The sequence below is a fragment of the Rahnella sp. BIGb0603 genome, from assembly GCF_024808755.1.
GTDB lineage: Bacteria > Pseudomonadota > Gammaproteobacteria > Enterobacterales > Enterobacteriaceae > Rahnella > Rahnella contaminans.
The window spans coordinates 481,667-497,313 of record NZ_JANUEX010000005.1 but is presented as its reverse complement, the minus strand read 5'-3'; the positions used below and the strand labels follow the sequence as shown (position 1 = coordinate 497,313).

The following is a 15,647-nucleotide window of genomic DNA, read 5'->3' as shown; positions in this document are numbered from 1 at the left end:
TTAGAGCGGGATATCTGCGAGTACGCCCGCCAGCGTTTCCAGCAACAGCGTGGCGTGTTCGGGCTGAAAGACCATCGGCGGCCGAATTTTCAGGACGTTCGCCGCCGGGCCGGTAGCGCTGATCAGGATCTGCTTGTGCCGCATCTGGTTAACGACAAATGCTGCCAGCTCAGGCGCGGGCGTGTTGTGCTGATCGCTCACCAGTTCCACGCCGATAAACAAACCGTCACCGCGCACATCGCCGATCACCGGATAACGCGCCGCCAGTTTCAGCAGCCCTTCCCGCAGAATTTCCCCCGTCCGTTGCGCGTTTTGTTGCAGCTCTTCACGTCGTAAAACCTGCAAAACCGCATGCGCCGCACGGCACGAAACCGGATTGCCGCCGAAAGTGTTGAAATAACGCTGACGACGGCCAAATTCCGCGAACAGTTCCGGCCTGCCAACCAGCCCGGCGACCGGATGGCCGTTGCCCATCGGTTTGCCCAGACTCACCAGATCCGGCATCACGCCGTAACGGGCAAAGCCCCAGCGCTGGCTGCCGGTACGGCCAAAACCGGGCTGCACTTCGTCGGCGATAAATAATCCGCCCGCCGCACGCACCCGCGCCACCGCGCGCTGCATTTCGGCTGGTTCAGGGCTGAAAACGCCGTCGCTGGAGAAAATAGTGTCCAGCAGCAGCGCAGCCGGTTTTAAGCCAGCCTGTTTCATTTCTTCCAGCGCCCGTTCCACGCCATCGGCGAAAGCGCCCTTGCGGCGGAAAGTATCCGGCGCATCAATCAGCCAGACATTTTTGCCCTGCTCAAAACCGTCACCGAGTGAAGGCGAAAGTCCGGCCAGTGCGCTGGTGACGCCATGATACGCCCAGCGCGTGACCAGAACGCCCTGCCCGCCGGTGATTTGCCGCGCCACGCGCAGCGCCAGATCGTTGGCTTCGCTGCCGGTGCAGGTCATGGTGAGATTGCGCAGTTCCGGCGGAAATTCCGTCAGAAAATCTTCAGCAAACTCTACGATGGCGTCATTAAGATACCGCGTGTGCGTGTTGAGCTGCGCCGCCTGCGTGGCAATCGCTTCGACAACGGCCGGGTGGCAATGCCCAACGGACGCCACGTTGTTGTAAGCATCCAGATAGCGACGCCCTTCGCTGTCGTACAGCCAGACGCCTTCGCCGCGCACGACGTGCAGCGGTTCCTGATAAAACAGACGATAACCGCCGCCCAGCCACTGCTGGCGGCCTTCCAGAACCTGTTGCTGAGTCAGCATTTTTGCTCCCTATACGGCCAATCAGACGTACAAGACTGACTGAAAATCTCGCCAGTCTGCGAAAACGACAGCGTCATCAGACGCGATAAGCTGCCCCACGCGTGCGCCTGATTACGCAAAATATAGTCACGATTTTGCGGATATAACACGGCGCGGTGCTGGGCGATCAGCAGACTCAGCGCAAGACGCGAGGCCACCAGTTCAGGCAAAACGTGTTGTTCTGCCTCGCTCAACGGCTGACGGGCGGTGTACGCCGCAATCATCGGGCGACAATACTGGAAGAGATTTTCGCCCTGGCTGTCGAGCTGATACGCCAGCGCCGTTGCCAGTTCGTTGATGAGCGGCGCACGCAGCGCATCACCAAAATCGATAATCCCCGCCAGACGCTGCGGGTCTGCGCTTTTTACCAGCACGTTGTGCGCGTTCAAATCGTTGTGGATCACCTGCTTGCGCAAAAAGCGACTGGCGGGCACCACTTTTTGCTGATGGATATCCAGCACGCGGCTGATGGTGTGGCGCTGCTCCGGGTCAGTCAGATGCGGGATCCAGCCTTCGAGGCGTGACATATCGCTGATGTCCCACAATAAATCCCGTTTTGCGCCGGGATGTTCAAAATCGCTGAGCGCAATGTCGAGACGCGCCAGCGTATCGCCAAGTTCGCGCATCAGTGTCTGAGATCGCGGAACCTGAAATTGCGCAGTGCCCGGAAGATAACTGACGGCGCGTAAAGTCAGGTTCTGCCCGGCGACGCTGACCTGCGGCGTCAGTTCGCCGCTGCGGCTTTCCTGCAAACGCGGAACCGGCAGCTGGCTGTCGCGCCGGGCAAGATGACTGAGAATAGCGGTCTGAAAATCGACTTCTTCCGGCACTTCCGCCGGATTCACAAACCGCAGCATGTAAGCGCGGCCTGAAAGCGTGGTCAGACAAAAATTGCTGTCGCGCTCTCCGCCCAAAACCTGCGCGGAACCTTCCAGCCCGTAGATTTGCGCGGCGATGTTTTCGGCCTGCAACGGGCTGACGCGCGGCACTTCGGTAGTCAGCAGTGACGGTGTTTCAGACATGCTGACCGCCGTTTACGTGGATCTCCGCGCCGTTCACATAAGACGCGCCCGACGTGCAGAGGAAATAAATCAGCGACGCCACTTCTTCGGCTTTGCCCAGACGCTGTAACGGCACGCTGCGCTCGACGATTTCCTGCGTGCCCGGCGACAGAATGGCGGTATCGATTTCCCCCGGCGCAATCGCATTAACGCGCACGCCGTGCGGGCCAAACTCATGCGCCATTTCACGGGTCAGCGTGGAAAGTGCGGCTTTGGAACAGGCATACGCCACGCCCGCAAACGGATGCACTTTGCTGCCCGCAATCGACGTAACGTTGATGATGCTGCCCTGCGCGGCCTTAAGTTCATCAAATAATCCGGTCGCCAGAATCGCCGTCGAGAACAGGTTGACGTTGAACACCTGCAACCAGGTGGCGTAATCGCTGCCGAGCACGCCCATGCGCCCGCCCGCCGGCGTTTTTGGCGAAATCCCGGCGTTATCTACCAGCGCATCGAGCCGTCCGCCGAGGCGCTCTTTAATCATCGGCAACGCTTTTTGCACGCTGTCGATGTCTTCCAGGTCCAGATGAATATGGTTAAGAAAACCTTCTGCCCACGGACATTCATCCACCCAGTTCTGACGCGACGCGGTGAAAATCCGCCATCCTGCAGCATAAAAATGTTTCACCGTTGCGTGACCGATACCGCGGCTTGCCCCGGTCAGCAGTAACGTTTTTTTCTCAGTCATGATGAAGGTCCTTGTCGTTTTGATATTTGATGCATCAGGAATAATCAAAAAAAGAGGACCTGTAAAGTCCTCTGAGTCATTTATGTTTAATGTGCGGCGAAAGAATGGCGCAGGCGTTCGCCCCGGCGGCGCAGCAGTTCCATCACCAGCAGCAAAATCAGCGATGCGCCGACCATCAGCGACGCCGCAGCGGCAATCGTCGGGTCAAGATTTTCGCGGATACCGGCGAACATCTGGATCGGCAACGTGCGCTGACGCGGGCTGGCGAGGAATAATGTCACTACCACTTCGTCAAACGAGGCCGCAAACGCAAACAGCGCACCGGAAAATACGCCGGGTGCAATCAGCGGCAGCGTCACTTTGCGAAATACACGCCACGGCGAAGCGCCCAGACTGGCGGCGGCGCGCGATAAATTACGGTCGTAGTTCTTGAGGATTGCGGTAACCGTAATCACCACAAAAGGCACGCCGAGCAGCGCGTGCGCCAGCACCAGCCCCAGATAACTGTTGAGCAGGGAAACGCGGGCAAAGAAGAAGAACATCCCGACGGCGATGATCACCACCGGCGCAATCATTGGCGAAATCAGAATTGCCATCACCAGAGATTTGCCGCGAAACTCCCCGCGCACTAATCCGACAGAGGCCAGAACACCCAAAACGGTGGCCAGGATCGTCGCCAGCGGCGCAATCAGCAGGCTGTTTCCCAGCGAACTCAGCCATTCATCCGAGTGGAAGAACGTGTGATACCAGCGCAGCGAAAAACCGGTCAGCGGATAACTCAGAAACGAGCCGGAATTAAACGACAGCGGCACAATGATCAGCACCGGCACAATCAGAAACAGCAAGATTGCCGCGCTGTAGAAGTTGAAACACCAGCGCCACAACCGCAAAATCAGCGCCCCTTTTTGTTTCATACTGTGTTTCATGGTCAGGCCCCTTTAGTTCGCAGCCACTTCGGCTTTGGTGCGCGTCACGCGGATATAAACGATATAAAGCAGCACAACAATCACCAGCAACTGGCTCCCGAGCGCCGCCGCCATTCCCCAGTTCATCGTGGTATTAGTGAAGAACGCCACAAAATAACTGACCATCTGATCGCCCGGCCCGCCGAGCAGCGCGGGCGTAATGTAGTAACCAATTGCCATCATGAATACCAGCAGCGCACCCGCCGTGACCCCGGCATAGGTCTGCGGCACATACACCCGCCAGAACGCGGAGAAAGGATGCGCGCCGAGTGAAATCGCCGCGCGAACATAGTTCGGCGAAATACTTTTCATCACGGCATATAAAGGAAGAACAATGAACGGCAGCATGATGTGCGTCATCGAGATGTAAACGCCGAGACGGTTGAACACCATTACCAGCGGATGATCGATGATGCCGGTGGAAAGCAGCGCGCGGTTGATCAGACCACCGGATTGCAGCAAAACAATCCAGCTGGCGGTGCGGACAATCAGCGATGTCCAGAACGGCAGTAACACCAAAATCATCAATAGATTGGCGCGACCGGCCGGTTGTTTCGCCAGCCAGTACGCCAGCGGATAACCGAGTGCAACGCAGCACAGCGTGACGACCAGCGCCATCCACAAGGTGCGAAGAAGAACGTTAACATACAGCGCCTGGTCCGGCGGCAGCGCAGTAATTTTGCCGGTATCGACGTCAACTTTGCGGTCAAACGCAGCCAGCAGGTAATAGGAAGTCAGCGGTTTCGCCGCGCGCTGCAACGTCTGCCAGGTGCTCATTTCGCCCCACAGCGGCATGCTCTGGATCAGCGCATCTTTGACCGGCGCGGTACCTTCGGGCACATGGCGTAATGTGCCGGTGATCAGGCTCCGGTAGCGGTTATCCTCATAGCTCAGACGTTTGGCGATAGTCGCCATCTGCCCGCTGTTGCGGGCGTTGCGCAGATCCGTCACCAGCGCGGAAAACGTCGCTTCATCCGGCACAGTTTTGCCTTCCCAATGCGCAAGCTGCGCCACGGTTTCCGGCAGGGTTTCGCCAAGCTCCGGGTTGGTCACGCTCTTGCCCAAAATGGACGCAATCGGGAACAGGAAGCTGACAATCACAAATAACAAAAGTGGCGCAATCAGCAACAAAGAACGTCGCGTATACGCTGCTTCTACTTTGCGCAGGCGCTGACGCAGCGTTGGCCCTGAAGCGGCGTCGTCCGGCACCGGTGTCGTCAGCATTTCGGTCTGGCTCATAATTTTCTCCCGCTGCGGGTTCTGATTTCTTTTTTCACAGGTGCTGAGCACAAAATCATTCGGTCTGAATCAAGGCGGCGAGTGAGCAAGTCCCCGGGAGCACACAAAAGACTGTGACCGGGGTTCGTGAGCGAAGCCAAAGCTGAGTCAGACCGAAGGATGACGGGTAGTTACTTAGCAGCCCAGGCGTTGAAGCGCTGTTCCAGATCTTCGCCATGCTCAATCCAGAAGTTAGTATCTACCTGCAAAGCGCCTGCCAGGTTTTTCTCGGCAGTTGGCAAGTTCTGCGCATATTTAGGGTCAATCATGCCGGTGACTGATTTTTCAGTCGGCCCATAGGGGATGGTTTCGGCGAAGACTTTCTGGTTTTCAGGTTTGTTGGCGAAAGCGATGAACTGTTCGGCCAGATCTTTATGTTTGGACCCTTTCACGATGGCCCAGCTGTCGAGGTCATACAGGCTGTTGTCCCAGACCATTTTGAAATCATGGCCTTCACCCTGCGCGGCGCTCACGCGGCCGTTGTAGGCGGAAGTCATCACAACGTCCCCGGACACCAGCCACTGAAGCGGTTGCGCGCCGGATTCCCACCACTGAATGTTCGGTTTGATTTGATCAAGTTTTTTGAAGGCACGTTCCACACCGGCTGGCGTGGCGAGCACTTTATAGATGTCTTCACGCTTCACGCCATCGGCCAGTAAGGCGATTTCCAGCGTGAATTTCGCGCTTTTACGCAGCGCACGTTTGCCCGGAAAATCTTTTACATCCCAGAAATCAGCCCAGCTGGTCGGCGCTTTTTTCAGTTTGCTGGCGTCATACGTCAGCACAGTTGACCACAGGAAAATGCCCGCACCACACTCGGTTACCGCGCCCGGCACGTACTGCGTTTTGTCGCCCAGTTTGCTCCAGTCCAGCGGTTCAAACAGCCCTTCATCACAGCCACGGATCAGTTCGGGGCTTTCGACTTCCACCACGTCCCAGCCCACCTGTTTGGTTTCTACCATGGCGCGGATACGGGCCATTTCACCGTTGTATTCGCCCGGCTCAATGGTGCCTTTACCGGCTGCTGCGAAAGGTTTGTAAAACGCTTTGTCCTGAGCGTCTTTATTCAGACCGCCGAAAGAGATCACTGTCAGAGATTCAGCCTGAGCCTGAAACACCAACCCGGCGAGAAGAGTGGTAAGGGCAATCTTTTTAAACATGCTGTGACTCCTGGGTTAACTAAAAAAGTAAGGAAAGCGCTAAGGTAACGGCATTGTTAAAAACATGATGCATCATATTTTATAACGAAGCATAAACCATGCCATTACTGTTGAGTCCGTCCGCCACGCCGCAAATGACGGGCGGACAGGTTTTGCAGAGGCGTTATGTGATTTTTTTGTGCCTCATGACCACTCAGTTTCTTTTTATTAATGAACCTTGCACAGCTGACGTGCATTTCTGCACCCTATCGGGACGTTGTGCGTCAGGATTACTCACCCAGTTCGATGCACAGATATTTCATTTCCAGATAGTCGTCCATACCGTGGCGGGACCCCTCCCTCCCCAGACCGGACTGTTTAATACCGCCGAACGGCGCGACTTCGTTGGAAATCAGACCGGTATTGATGCCCACCATGCCGTATTCCAGGGCTTCCGGTACCCGCCACTGGCGCGCAGCGTCACGCGTGAAGAGATAAGCAGCCAGCCCGAATTCGGTATCGTTCGCCATCGCCACCACCTGCGCTTCATCGGTAAAACTGAAAACCGGCGCGACCGGCCCGAAGGTTTCTTCGCGCGCAAATTTCATCGCAGATGTCACACCGCCGACCACGGTAGGCTGGAAGAACGTGCCGCCCAGCGCGTGCGGCTCGCCGCCGGTCAGTATTGTTGCCCCGTGTGAGAGCGCATCGTCGATATGCTCACGCACTTTGCTGACGGCTGCGTCGTCGATCAGCGGCCCCTGCGTGACGCCGGTTTGAGAACCCTCGCCCACTTTCAGTTTTTCCACTTCTTCTACCAGCCGTTTCACCAGCGCCGGGTAAATCCCCTGCTGGACATAAATCCGGTTAGCGCAGACGCAGGTTTGCCCGCTGTTGCGAAACTTCGAAGCCATAATACCGGCCACGGCGCGCTCGAGATTGGCGTCATCGAACACGATAAACGGCGCGTTACCGCCCAGTTCGAGAGAGAGTTTTTTCACCGTCGGCGCACTTTGCGCCATCAGGATGCGCCCGACTTCCGTGGATCCGGTAAAGCTCAGTTTGCGAACTACCGGACTCGCGCACAGCACTTTGCCGACTTTTTGCGCGGAACCGGTGATCACCTGCAATACCCCCGCCGGAATGCCCGCTTCGACCGCCAGTTGCCCGAGCGCTAAAGCGCTGAACGGCGTTTGTTCTGCGGGTTTCACGATCATCGCGCAACCTGCGGCCAGCGCCGGTGCGGCTTTACGGGTGATCATCGCCGCCGGGAAATTCCAGGGTGTGATGGCCGCGCAAACGCCAACCGGTTGTTTCAGAACCAGCATGCGTTGTGACGCCTGAACCGGTGCCAGCACACTGCCTTCCACGCGTTTCGCCTCTTCGGCAAACCATTCGATAAACGATGCGGCATAAACAATTTCGCCTTTTGCCTCCGTCAGCGGTTTGCCCTGTTCAGCGGTCAGCAACGCAGCCAGGTCGTCCGCATTTTCGAGCATCAGTTGCGCCCATTTCTGCATCAGCGCGGCACGTTGTTTGGCAGTTTTTTCCCGCCAGACCGCCTGCGCCTGTTCGGCGTAAGCAATAACCTGCGCCGTTTGCGCGGTGGTGATCTGCGGTACGCTGCCGATTACCGCGCCCGTTGCCGGGTTGATGACGTCCTCGCGTTCGCCATTTTCGCTGTCGGCCCATTCACCGTTGATCAGGCATTGCTGGCGCAGGAGTTCAGTATGTTTGAGTTGCATAGCGTTCCTCAGTCAGCCAGCACACGGGACAAAATAGTCAGTGCGTCTTTGAACTGCGCATCAGGAATGGTCAGCGGATACAGGAAACGGATCACGTTGCCGTGGACGCCGCAGCTCAGCATCAGCAATCCGGCATCCAGCGCTTTACGCAGATACTGTTTTGTCAGTTCTGCCGACGGTTTGCCTGTCGCCGGATCGTTGAATTCTGCCGCGACCATGGAACCGCGCGCACGCACATCAACCAGCGCCGGGCATTTCGCTTTGGCTTTTTCCAGCGTTTCAACCAATTCCGCACCCAGACGACTCGCGCGTTCGCAGAGTTTTTCTTCTTCGATGATTTTGAGAACCGCCAGCGCCGACGCCACCGCCAGCGGGTTGCCCGCGTAAGTGCCGCCCAGACCGCCCGGTTCCGGCGCATCCATCAGTTCAGCGCGACCGGTCACGCCTGAAATCGGGATCCCTCCGCCCAGGCTTTTCGCCATGGTGACTAAATCCGGTCGGGAATTCGGGTAGTAATCAGATGCAAACATTTTGCCGGTACGCGCAAAGCCGCTCTGCACTTCATCCGCAATCAGCACGATGCCGTGACGGTCGCAGATGTCGCGCAGACCTTTCACAAAATCTTCCGGCGCAATATTAAAACCGCCCTCGCCCTGAATCGGTTCGTAAAGAATGGCGGCAACCTGCTGCGGACTGATATCACTGCGGAAAATTCGTTCGATGCTTTCCAGCGCCATTTCGGTGCTGATGCCGTGTTGCGCATTCGGGTACTGACCGTGGAATACTGATGCCGGGAATGGACCGAAACCCACTTTGTATGGCACGACTTTTCCGGTCAGCGCCATGGTCAGTAAGGTGCGGCCGTGGAATGCACCGGAGAAAGTGATAATGCCGGGGCGACCGGTGGCAGCGCGGGCAATTTTCACCGCGTTTTCTACCGCTTCGGCACCGGTACTGAAGAAGGTGGTTTTCGCATTTCCTGTCACCGGAGCGATTTCGTTGATGCATTCGGCCAACGTGACAAAGCTTGCATAAGGCACAATCTGGTAGGCGGTGTGCGTGAAAAGGTCGAGCTGTTTGCGGATCGCTTCGACAATTTTCGGATGGCGGTGACCGGTATTGAGCACGGCGATCCCGGCGGTGAAATCGATATATTCCCGACCCTGCTCATCCCACAACGTTGCGTTTTCCGCCTTCGCTGCATAGAAATCACACATGACGCCGACACCACGCGGTGTCGCTTCTTTACGGCGTTTTTCCAGTTCGCTGTGACTCATCTTTCGCTCCTGCCTGAGGGTTATGTTTTGGAGATTGCCGGTTGCAAGGTGAACAATTTGTCGAAATAGCAATCTGTCCTTGTTTTTTATCCTGTCAGCGGTTCTATAATCCAGAACCAGTTTTAATTATTTTGAGGATCCACTTTTGCGCTCACTGCTCTCTGACCTCATTTTTCAGCGTCTCACCGGGCTTTCTGAATCTTCCGGAGGCACGCTGAACAGGCGCGTTTATCAGGCATTACAACAGGCTATCTTTGACGGCAGCATCAGCCCCGGCAGCCGTTTACCCGCATCCCGGGACCTGGCCAAAGAACTGGATATTTCGCGCAATACGGTGCTGGCGGTCTACGAGCAATTGCAGGCTGAGGGCTACATTCAGACGCGTACCGGAAGTGGTACCTTCGTCACATCCGATTTACCGGAAGACGGCGTGATCGCCGACAAAAACACCACACGCTGTGCCCCGCTCCGCAGCCATGTTTCACTTTCCAAACGCGGTTCAAATTTGCTGACGCGCACCGGCGTGGCGTCGCACCAGTGGGGCGCGTTTATGCCGGGCGTACCGGATGTCACAAAGTTTCCTCATGACATCTGGCGCAAGCTGCAAAACCGCCTGAGCCGCCGTCTGCATCCGGAATATCTCACCTATTCGCGCCACGGTGGCTGCCCGGAACTTCAGCATGCGCTCGCTGATTATCTGCGTATTGCACGCTCGGTGGACTGCACTGCCGACCAGATCCTCATCACCGCCGGTACGCATCAGGCTCTGGATTTACTGGCAAAAATGCTTTGCGATCCGGGCGATGTCGCCTGGATTGAAGAACCCAGCTACTGGGGCATTCGCAATGTACTAACCATCAACGGCGTGGATATTCAGCCAATTCCGGTGGATGAAAACGGTATGGATCCGCCTGAAAATCCGCCAGAAAGCCGCGCGCCTAAACTGATATGCGTGACACCGTCACATCACTATCCGCTGGGTGCGGTAATGAGTCTGGCGCGCAGACAAAAAATTCTCGCGATGGCCAGCCAGCAAGGCAGCTGGGTGGTGGAAGATGATTACGACAGCGAATTTCGTTATTCCGGCAGTCCGATCCCCGCGTTGCAAGGCCTGAGCAGCGATGCACCTGTGATTTATATCGGGACGTTCAGCAAAACGCTGTACCCGGCGATGCGAATCAGTTACGTCGTTTTGCCGCGCCCTCTGGCTTCGCGCCTCAAGATTGCACATTCCGAGTTGTACCGGGCGGGTAACGGACTGACGCAACTTACGCTGGCGGAATTTATACGCGAAGGTCATTATGCGGCACATATCCGCCGGATGCGGCTGATTTACGGCAAGCGGCGTAATGTGCTGACGAAGCTGATTGAGCAGGAGCTCGGGCCGGAGTTTTTAAGCGAAAACAGCAATGCCGGATTGCATCTGATTTTGTCGTTGCCGGATTCGATTGATGACGTAGCGCTGAGCGCTGAGCTGGAGCAAAAGCGTGTGCTGACCCGCCCGCTTTCCGCTTATTACCTGCGTCCGGCCCCGCGGCGCGGGCTTTTGCTCGGTTATGGTGGTGTTTCGGAGGAAGAAATTGTGCCCGCGTTTGGGCATATCGTGGATTGTTTACGGCGCAGGCTGCAATCTTGTAGTGCGCAGGAGGCGATGATTGAGATCACCGAAACGGAAGCTGACGACTTGCCTGATCCTGCGTAATCCCCCTTTCATATTGCTAGCAATAAGCAGAAGACTTTTAAAAATAGCAATAAAATTCATAAGCCTGCGAGATTTCTCTCAGGCTCGTTTTTTGTGGTTTTTTGCTAAAAAATGCTTGTTAGCGTTTCGGACGGGTGGTAAAGATTTTTAATAACGCCACACAAACACTCCTTCTGAGGATGTTTTATGCATGATTTGTGCCGGGTTGCGTCATCCACTTTCCAGTATTTTTCTTCGCGGAGTACCTGTTATGAGAACGTATGTCAGCTTCAAAAATATCAAGAAGAGCTATGACGGCGATAAACTGGTCGTTAAAAACCTCAATCTTGATGTCCATGAGGGTGAGTTTTTGACGCTGCTTGGCCCGTCAGGTTCCGGCAAGACAACCAGCCTGATGATGCTTGCAGGGTTTGAAACGCCGACTCAAGGAGAAATTCTGCTACGCGATAAACCTTTGCATAATTTGCCTCCGCATCAGCGTGATATCGGAATGGTTTTCCAGAATTACGCCTTGTTCCCGCACATGACGGTGGCCGAAAATCTGGCGTTTCCGCTGACGATACGTCGTCTTAACAAGACGGATATCAAGGAGAAAGTTGACCGTATTCTGGATATGGTCAAACTTAAACCGCTGGCAGATCGCTATCCGGCGCAAATGTCCGGCGGGCAACAGCAGCGTGTCGCCCTCGCCCGCGCTCTGGTGTTCGAACCGAAATTGGTGTTGATGGATGAACCGCTCGGGGCGCTGGATAAACAACTGCGCGAACATATGCAAATGGAAATCAAGCAATTGCACCAGATGCTGGATCTGACGATTGTCTATGTGACACACGATCAAAGCGAAGCGATGACCATGTCTGACCGCGTTGCGGTATTTAACGACGGCGTTATCCAGCAGATGGACAGCCCGAGTGTGATTTATGAAAAACCGGATAATGCGTTTGTTGCACAGTTCATTGGAGAAAATAACAGTCTGCTGGCAACCAATACGGCAGCCGAAGGTGATTTTTATCGCGCATCTCTCGATGACGGCACAATTCTTCGCGCCGTTAAAATTCGCCCGAGTTCACCCGGTAAGAAAATTTTGCTCTCAATCCGCCCCGAGCGGATCAGTATCAACAATCCTCAGCCGGGTATGGAACAGGTCAAAGCGCGGATTAAACAGTTCATCTATCTCGGCGACCATGTCCGTATGATGACTGAAGTTGCTGGTCAGGATAATTTCATGGTTAAGCTTTCTGCCGCACACATGAATCCGGATTGGAAAGCCGGATCAGAAGTTCTGCTTTCCTGGTTGCCCGAACACCTGCGCGCACTGGATGTGGTAACTCATTAATTCTGCTTTTAAAATCTCTGAATCTTACAATCCCCAAATCCCGAGATATTATAATCTTGGGATTTGCTTTTCCTGCACCTTGTCATCTTGTCATCTTGTCATCTTGTCATCTTGTCATCTTGTCATCTTGTCATCACAAGATAAATCCCAGAATCTTATAATCACAACATCCTTAAGACCTGTATTTCATAATCATTAAATCACACCATCCTAAAATCCCGGCATCCCAACATCCATCACGAGCCGTGACAATTCTGAGATTTTAAGATTCTGTAATCTTATTCAATCTATAAATCCCAGAATCCTTGAATCTTAATATTCTGGATTCATTATCTCCATAATCATGGAATCTTTGAATCCCAGCGCGTCACGATAATCCAATAATCCCGTGATTTATTATGGATATCCTGTAATCTCAAAATCCTAGTGGAAATCATTGAATCCTGACATCCTCTGAAGGCTGATTAGACACAGCTCCACCTCGTGTTGATAAATAATTGATTTTATTAAAATGATTATGGAATCACAGAATCCAAAACAGTATCATGTAATCCTGAGATTCACTCTACATCCCAGGATTACGTGATACACATAATAAGTTAAGTCCATTGAGCACTCATCAACGTGTAATCTTATACTCCTGTAATCCTCTTTAAGATTACGGAAGCATGTCATCCTGGAATCCTGTTGTGCCGTACATACCTGTTTGCTCTTCTATTGATAATTAATGATTCAAAGATTACTTAATCCCGTAATCCTACGATTTATATCTGCACATCTCAGGATTTTGTAATCTCAGGCGTGCAAGAATCATTTAATCCTGTAATCATAAGATACATATCTGGCATCACATGCTTCTGAAATCCAAAGATGCACAAATCCCTGAATACAGGAATCATCAGATGGTGAGATGGTGAGATGGTGAGATTTTCATGGCTACTGTTTTGAACATCAACACCAGCCGAAACTTTTTGGCGCTCTCATTGGCATGATGCATCCCCGCGAAAATCCCAAGAACGCAGAATCATAAAATCACAAGATAGCGAAATCCTTGTAGCTCCATTTTGCACCCTTATTCTTTGAGATCGATACTTCAGCCTTATCCGCCTGCAATCCTGACATCCCAAAACCCTGGGATGATGGGATTCAAAAATCATAACATCCTGAACATTATGTTACCGCCGTAATCAATCAACCGGTAATCACGTAATCCTGAAATCACAGGATAATATAATTCGGTAATCCTAAAATATTGAAATCATCGGATGTAAACTTTATAGTAGTGCTTCAATCCTGTGATTCATGGATTTTTAAATCCCAGAATCCTATGATTACATAAATAATGAATCCCGAAACCTTATGATTACGGGATTCAATAATCTTCATTTAGCGCTTCACCAAGAGGTTGTTATGGCAGCGAAAATTATTTCTTTCCTGAACGGGAAGGGCGGGGTAGGGAAAACCACGACTTCTATTAACATCGCAACCTGTCTTGCACGACAAGGTCATAAAGTCGTGATGGTCGATACCGATCCACAAGGAAGCATCAGCAACTGGTACGACGAAAGCAAATGCCAGTTCGACCTGGCGGAAGCCGCATCAGAAAAAGAAGTTTATACCGTACGTAAGCAGTTGAAAGAATATGACTACGTAGTCATCGACGGTGCAGCAGCAATCTCGGCAATTTCATCAGCAGCGGTGATGGTCAGTGATTTAGTCCTGATCCCCGTGACACCGTCACCTTTAGATTTTGCAGCCTGTGGCGCTATACTTGCCGTTGTTGAGGCGCGTGAAAATTTACAGCCTGTCATCGCGCGTTTTTTGATCACCAAGAAAGTCGCATCCGCTAAGATGCTGGAAGTCTTGAAAGAATCGATTGCTGATACAGGCGTTCCGGCACTGCGCACAGGCACCACTCAGCGCCAGGTATACATCCGTACCATGATGGATGGCGGAACAGTCTTCGATACAACGGACGGTAATGCGAAAGGCGAGATTGAAATTATGACCAAAGAAATTACGGAGTTGTTGAAATGAAAATGAAACTTGGCCAGCACAGACAACTGACTACAGCACTGGACGCTGTTGCAAAGCCGCCCGCTTCAGTGAAGAAGTTACAGACTAACATCGATGAAGAGCTGCATCGTCGTTTCAAAACCAGCTGTTTTCTGCAAGATCGCGAGATGAAAGACGTTCTGACAGAGCTGATCAATGCCTGGCTAATCACCAACGAACGTTCCTGATCGTTTGTTCCGTCTGGATCGGGCCTTTTCAGGCCCGCTTTTGTTTCTGAAGCCTGCACAACATTGTCCCTTCTGGTGTTTCCTTTTCCTGATCCCTTACGTATTAACGTCACCAGTCCTTATCAGGATCCCAAGATCAAATAGTGTTTTGTTTTATTTATAAGTTTAGATCTTTCTCTTTAAGAGATGTTTTTTCTTATGTAAATCAGCAGAATACAACGCGTCTTGTGGAGATATTTCCTGCCCGGAGTGGAGATCCTTCCTGTTGGATGTGGATCCTTTTCATGATGAATGTAGAGCTTTTTCCTGTGGATAATTTCCTTACAGATCAGTCCACTGGATACGTGGAGCTTTTTTCTGTGGACAGTTTCCATTGGGAACCCATGTCATGAACATCAGCTTAGATTTAACACTAACATATTGCCACAACTCATTTTTATGATAGGTGGAGTAATTTCCTGATCCCAGAACGAGCCCTAATGTGGAGACATTTCCTGTGACAGCGTCACGTTGTGTCACGCAGCAGGGAGAGGATCATCCTGGTCAGGCATAATCGGCTTCAGAAATCGATATCCGGGCAGCAGAGCAGGGCATATGTGGAAGATTTTCCTGATCCAATCAGCGGTTATGTGGAGACATTTTCTGATCTGATTAACGCTATTCAAACGAACTCTGGAAATATAATCTTTTATAAACAGTGGGTTAGAAAATACGTGACATTGTCACTTGCCTATATGTGGAAGAATTATCTGATCAAACGTGCGTGAATTCACGGTAACTGTGCCGTCAGTTAACACCTTACGATGGAATACGTGGAAGTATTTCCTGATCCCACGCATTGCTATACGTGGAAAGATTTCCTGAGATCGAAACGCCCCCTATATGTGGAGTTATTTCCTGATCGCCGATCGTGT

12 protein-coding genes are annotated in these 15,647 nt (G+C 52.9%); 4 read left to right on the top strand and 8 right to left on the bottom strand.

What is annotated here, in order from left to right; genetic code table 11:
* The 8 genes from M2403_RS16370 to M2403_RS16335 form a co-directional block, all read right to left on the bottom strand.
* Positions 1-1,260 (bottom strand): aspartate aminotransferase family protein, encoded by a 1,260-nt coding sequence (locus M2403_RS16370; protein ID WP_259230099.1) that lies wholly within the window; start codon positions 1,258-1,260, stop codon positions 1-3.
* A complete protein-coding gene (locus tag M2403_RS16365) occupies positions 1,254-2,321 on the bottom strand; it encodes a phosphotransferase (RefSeq protein WP_259230097.1) in 1,068 nt (355 codons plus the stop codon). Before M2403_RS16365 ends, M2403_RS16370 begins: the two co-directional genes overlap by 7 nt.
* Positions 2,314-3,048, bottom strand: a complete 735-nt coding sequence (locus M2403_RS16360) for an SDR family NAD(P)-dependent oxidoreductase (RefSeq protein ID WP_152326703.1) — start codon at positions 3,046-3,048, stop codon at positions 2,314-2,316. The genes M2403_RS16365 and M2403_RS16360 overlap by 8 nt, the downstream gene beginning before the upstream one ends.
* 86 nt (positions 3,049-3,134) lie before the next feature.
* On the bottom strand, positions 3,135-3,974 hold the full coding sequence (locus tag M2403_RS16355) for an ABC transporter permease (protein WP_371819750.1): 840 nt from the start codon (positions 3,972-3,974) through the stop codon (positions 3,135-3,137).
* Between the two features lie 12 nt (positions 3,975-3,986).
* Positions 3,987-5,252: an ABC transporter permease gene (locus M2403_RS16350; RefSeq protein WP_259230095.1), complete on the bottom strand. Its 1,266-nt coding sequence runs from the start codon at positions 5,250-5,252 to the stop codon at positions 3,987-3,989.
* Positions 5,253-5,422: 170 nt separating this feature from the next.
* Positions 5,423-6,451 carry an ABC transporter substrate-binding protein gene (locus tag M2403_RS16345; protein ID WP_152326705.1) on the bottom strand — a complete coding sequence of 343 codons (1,029 nt, stop codon included), beginning with the start codon at positions 6,449-6,451 and terminating at the stop codon, positions 5,423-5,425.
* A 269-nt stretch (positions 6,452-6,720) separates the two neighbouring features.
* Complete coding sequence (locus tag M2403_RS16340) at positions 6,721-8,175, bottom strand: NAD-dependent succinate-semialdehyde dehydrogenase (protein WP_152326706.1); 1,455 nt, start codon at positions 8,173-8,175, stop codon at positions 6,721-6,723.
* Positions 8,176-8,183: 8 nt separating this feature from the next.
* Positions 8,184-9,452 (bottom strand): 4-aminobutyrate--2-oxoglutarate transaminase, encoded by a 1,269-nt coding sequence (locus tag M2403_RS16335; RefSeq protein WP_259230092.1) that lies wholly within the window; start codon positions 9,450-9,452, stop codon positions 8,184-8,186.
* 145 nt (positions 9,453-9,597) lie between these two features.
* On the opposite strand from M2403_RS16335, the gene M2403_RS16330 reads away from it, so the two are divergent.
* The 4 genes from M2403_RS16330 to M2403_RS16315 all read left to right on the top strand — a co-directional run bounded on the left by M2403_RS16330 (position 9,598) and on the right by M2403_RS16315 (position 14,733).
* The gene (locus tag M2403_RS16330; protein WP_235937399.1) at positions 9,598-11,154 is read left to right on the top strand and encodes a PLP-dependent aminotransferase family protein; all 1,557 of its coding nucleotides are present in this window, start codon (positions 9,598-9,600) and stop codon (positions 11,152-11,154) included.
* 250 nt (positions 11,155-11,404) lie between these two features.
* Positions 11,405-12,490 (top strand): ABC transporter ATP-binding protein, encoded by a 1,086-nt coding sequence (locus M2403_RS16325; protein ID WP_165059893.1) that lies wholly within the window; start codon positions 11,405-11,407, stop codon positions 12,488-12,490.
* A gap of 1,410 nt (positions 12,491-13,900) precedes the next feature.
* Complete coding sequence (gene parA, locus M2403_RS16320; RefSeq protein WP_014341720.1) at positions 13,901-14,527, top strand: ParA family partition ATPase; 627 nt, start codon at positions 13,901-13,903, stop codon at positions 14,525-14,527.
* Positions 14,524-14,733, top strand: coding sequence for a plasmid partition protein ParG (locus M2403_RS16315; RefSeq protein WP_101078106.1), 210 nt, complete (start codon positions 14,524-14,526; stop codon positions 14,731-14,733). The genes parA and M2403_RS16315 overlap by 4 nt, the downstream gene beginning before the upstream one ends.
* Positions 14,734-15,647: the final 914 nt, after the last annotated feature.

Bases quoted from the DNA above. Each gene is read 5' to 3' on its own strand.
- M2403_RS16315 (WP_101078106.1), top strand. From the start codon at position 14,524: ATGAAAATGAAACTTGGCCAGCACAGACAACTGACTACAGCACTGGAC.
- M2403_RS16345 (WP_152326705.1), bottom strand. From the start codon at position 6,451: ATGTTTAAAAAGATTGCCCTTACCACTCTTCTCGCCGGGTTGGTGTTT.
- M2403_RS16335 (WP_259230092.1), bottom strand. From the start codon at position 9,452: ATGAGTCACAGCGAACTGGAAAAACGCCGTAAAGAAGCGACACCGCGT.
- M2403_RS16350 (WP_259230095.1), bottom strand. From the start codon at position 5,252: ATGAGCCAGACCGAAATGCTGACGACACCGGTGCCGGACGACGCCGCT.
- parA (WP_014341720.1), top strand. From the start codon at position 13,901: ATGGCAGCGAAAATTATTTCTTTCCTGAACGGGAAGGGCGGGGTAGGG.
- M2403_RS16360 (WP_152326703.1), bottom strand. From the start codon at position 3,048: ATGACTGAGAAAAAAACGTTACTGCTGACCGGGGCAAGCCGCGGTATC.
- M2403_RS16365 (WP_259230097.1), bottom strand. From the start codon at position 2,321: ATGTCTGAAACACCGTCACTGCTGACTACCGAAGTGCCGCGCGTCAGC.
- M2403_RS16355 (WP_371819750.1), bottom strand. From the start codon at position 3,974: ATGAAACACAGTATGAAACAAAAAGGGGCGCTGATTTTGCGGTTGTGG.
- M2403_RS16370 (WP_259230099.1), bottom strand. From the start codon at position 1,260: ATGCTGACTCAGCAACAGGTTCTGGAAGGCCGCCAGCAGTGGCTGGGC.
- M2403_RS16325 (WP_165059893.1), top strand. From the start codon at position 11,405: ATGAGAACGTATGTCAGCTTCAAAAATATCAAGAAGAGCTATGACGGC.
- M2403_RS16340 (WP_152326706.1), bottom strand. From the start codon at position 8,175: ATGCAACTCAAACATACTGAACTCCTGCGCCAGCAATGCCTGATCAAC.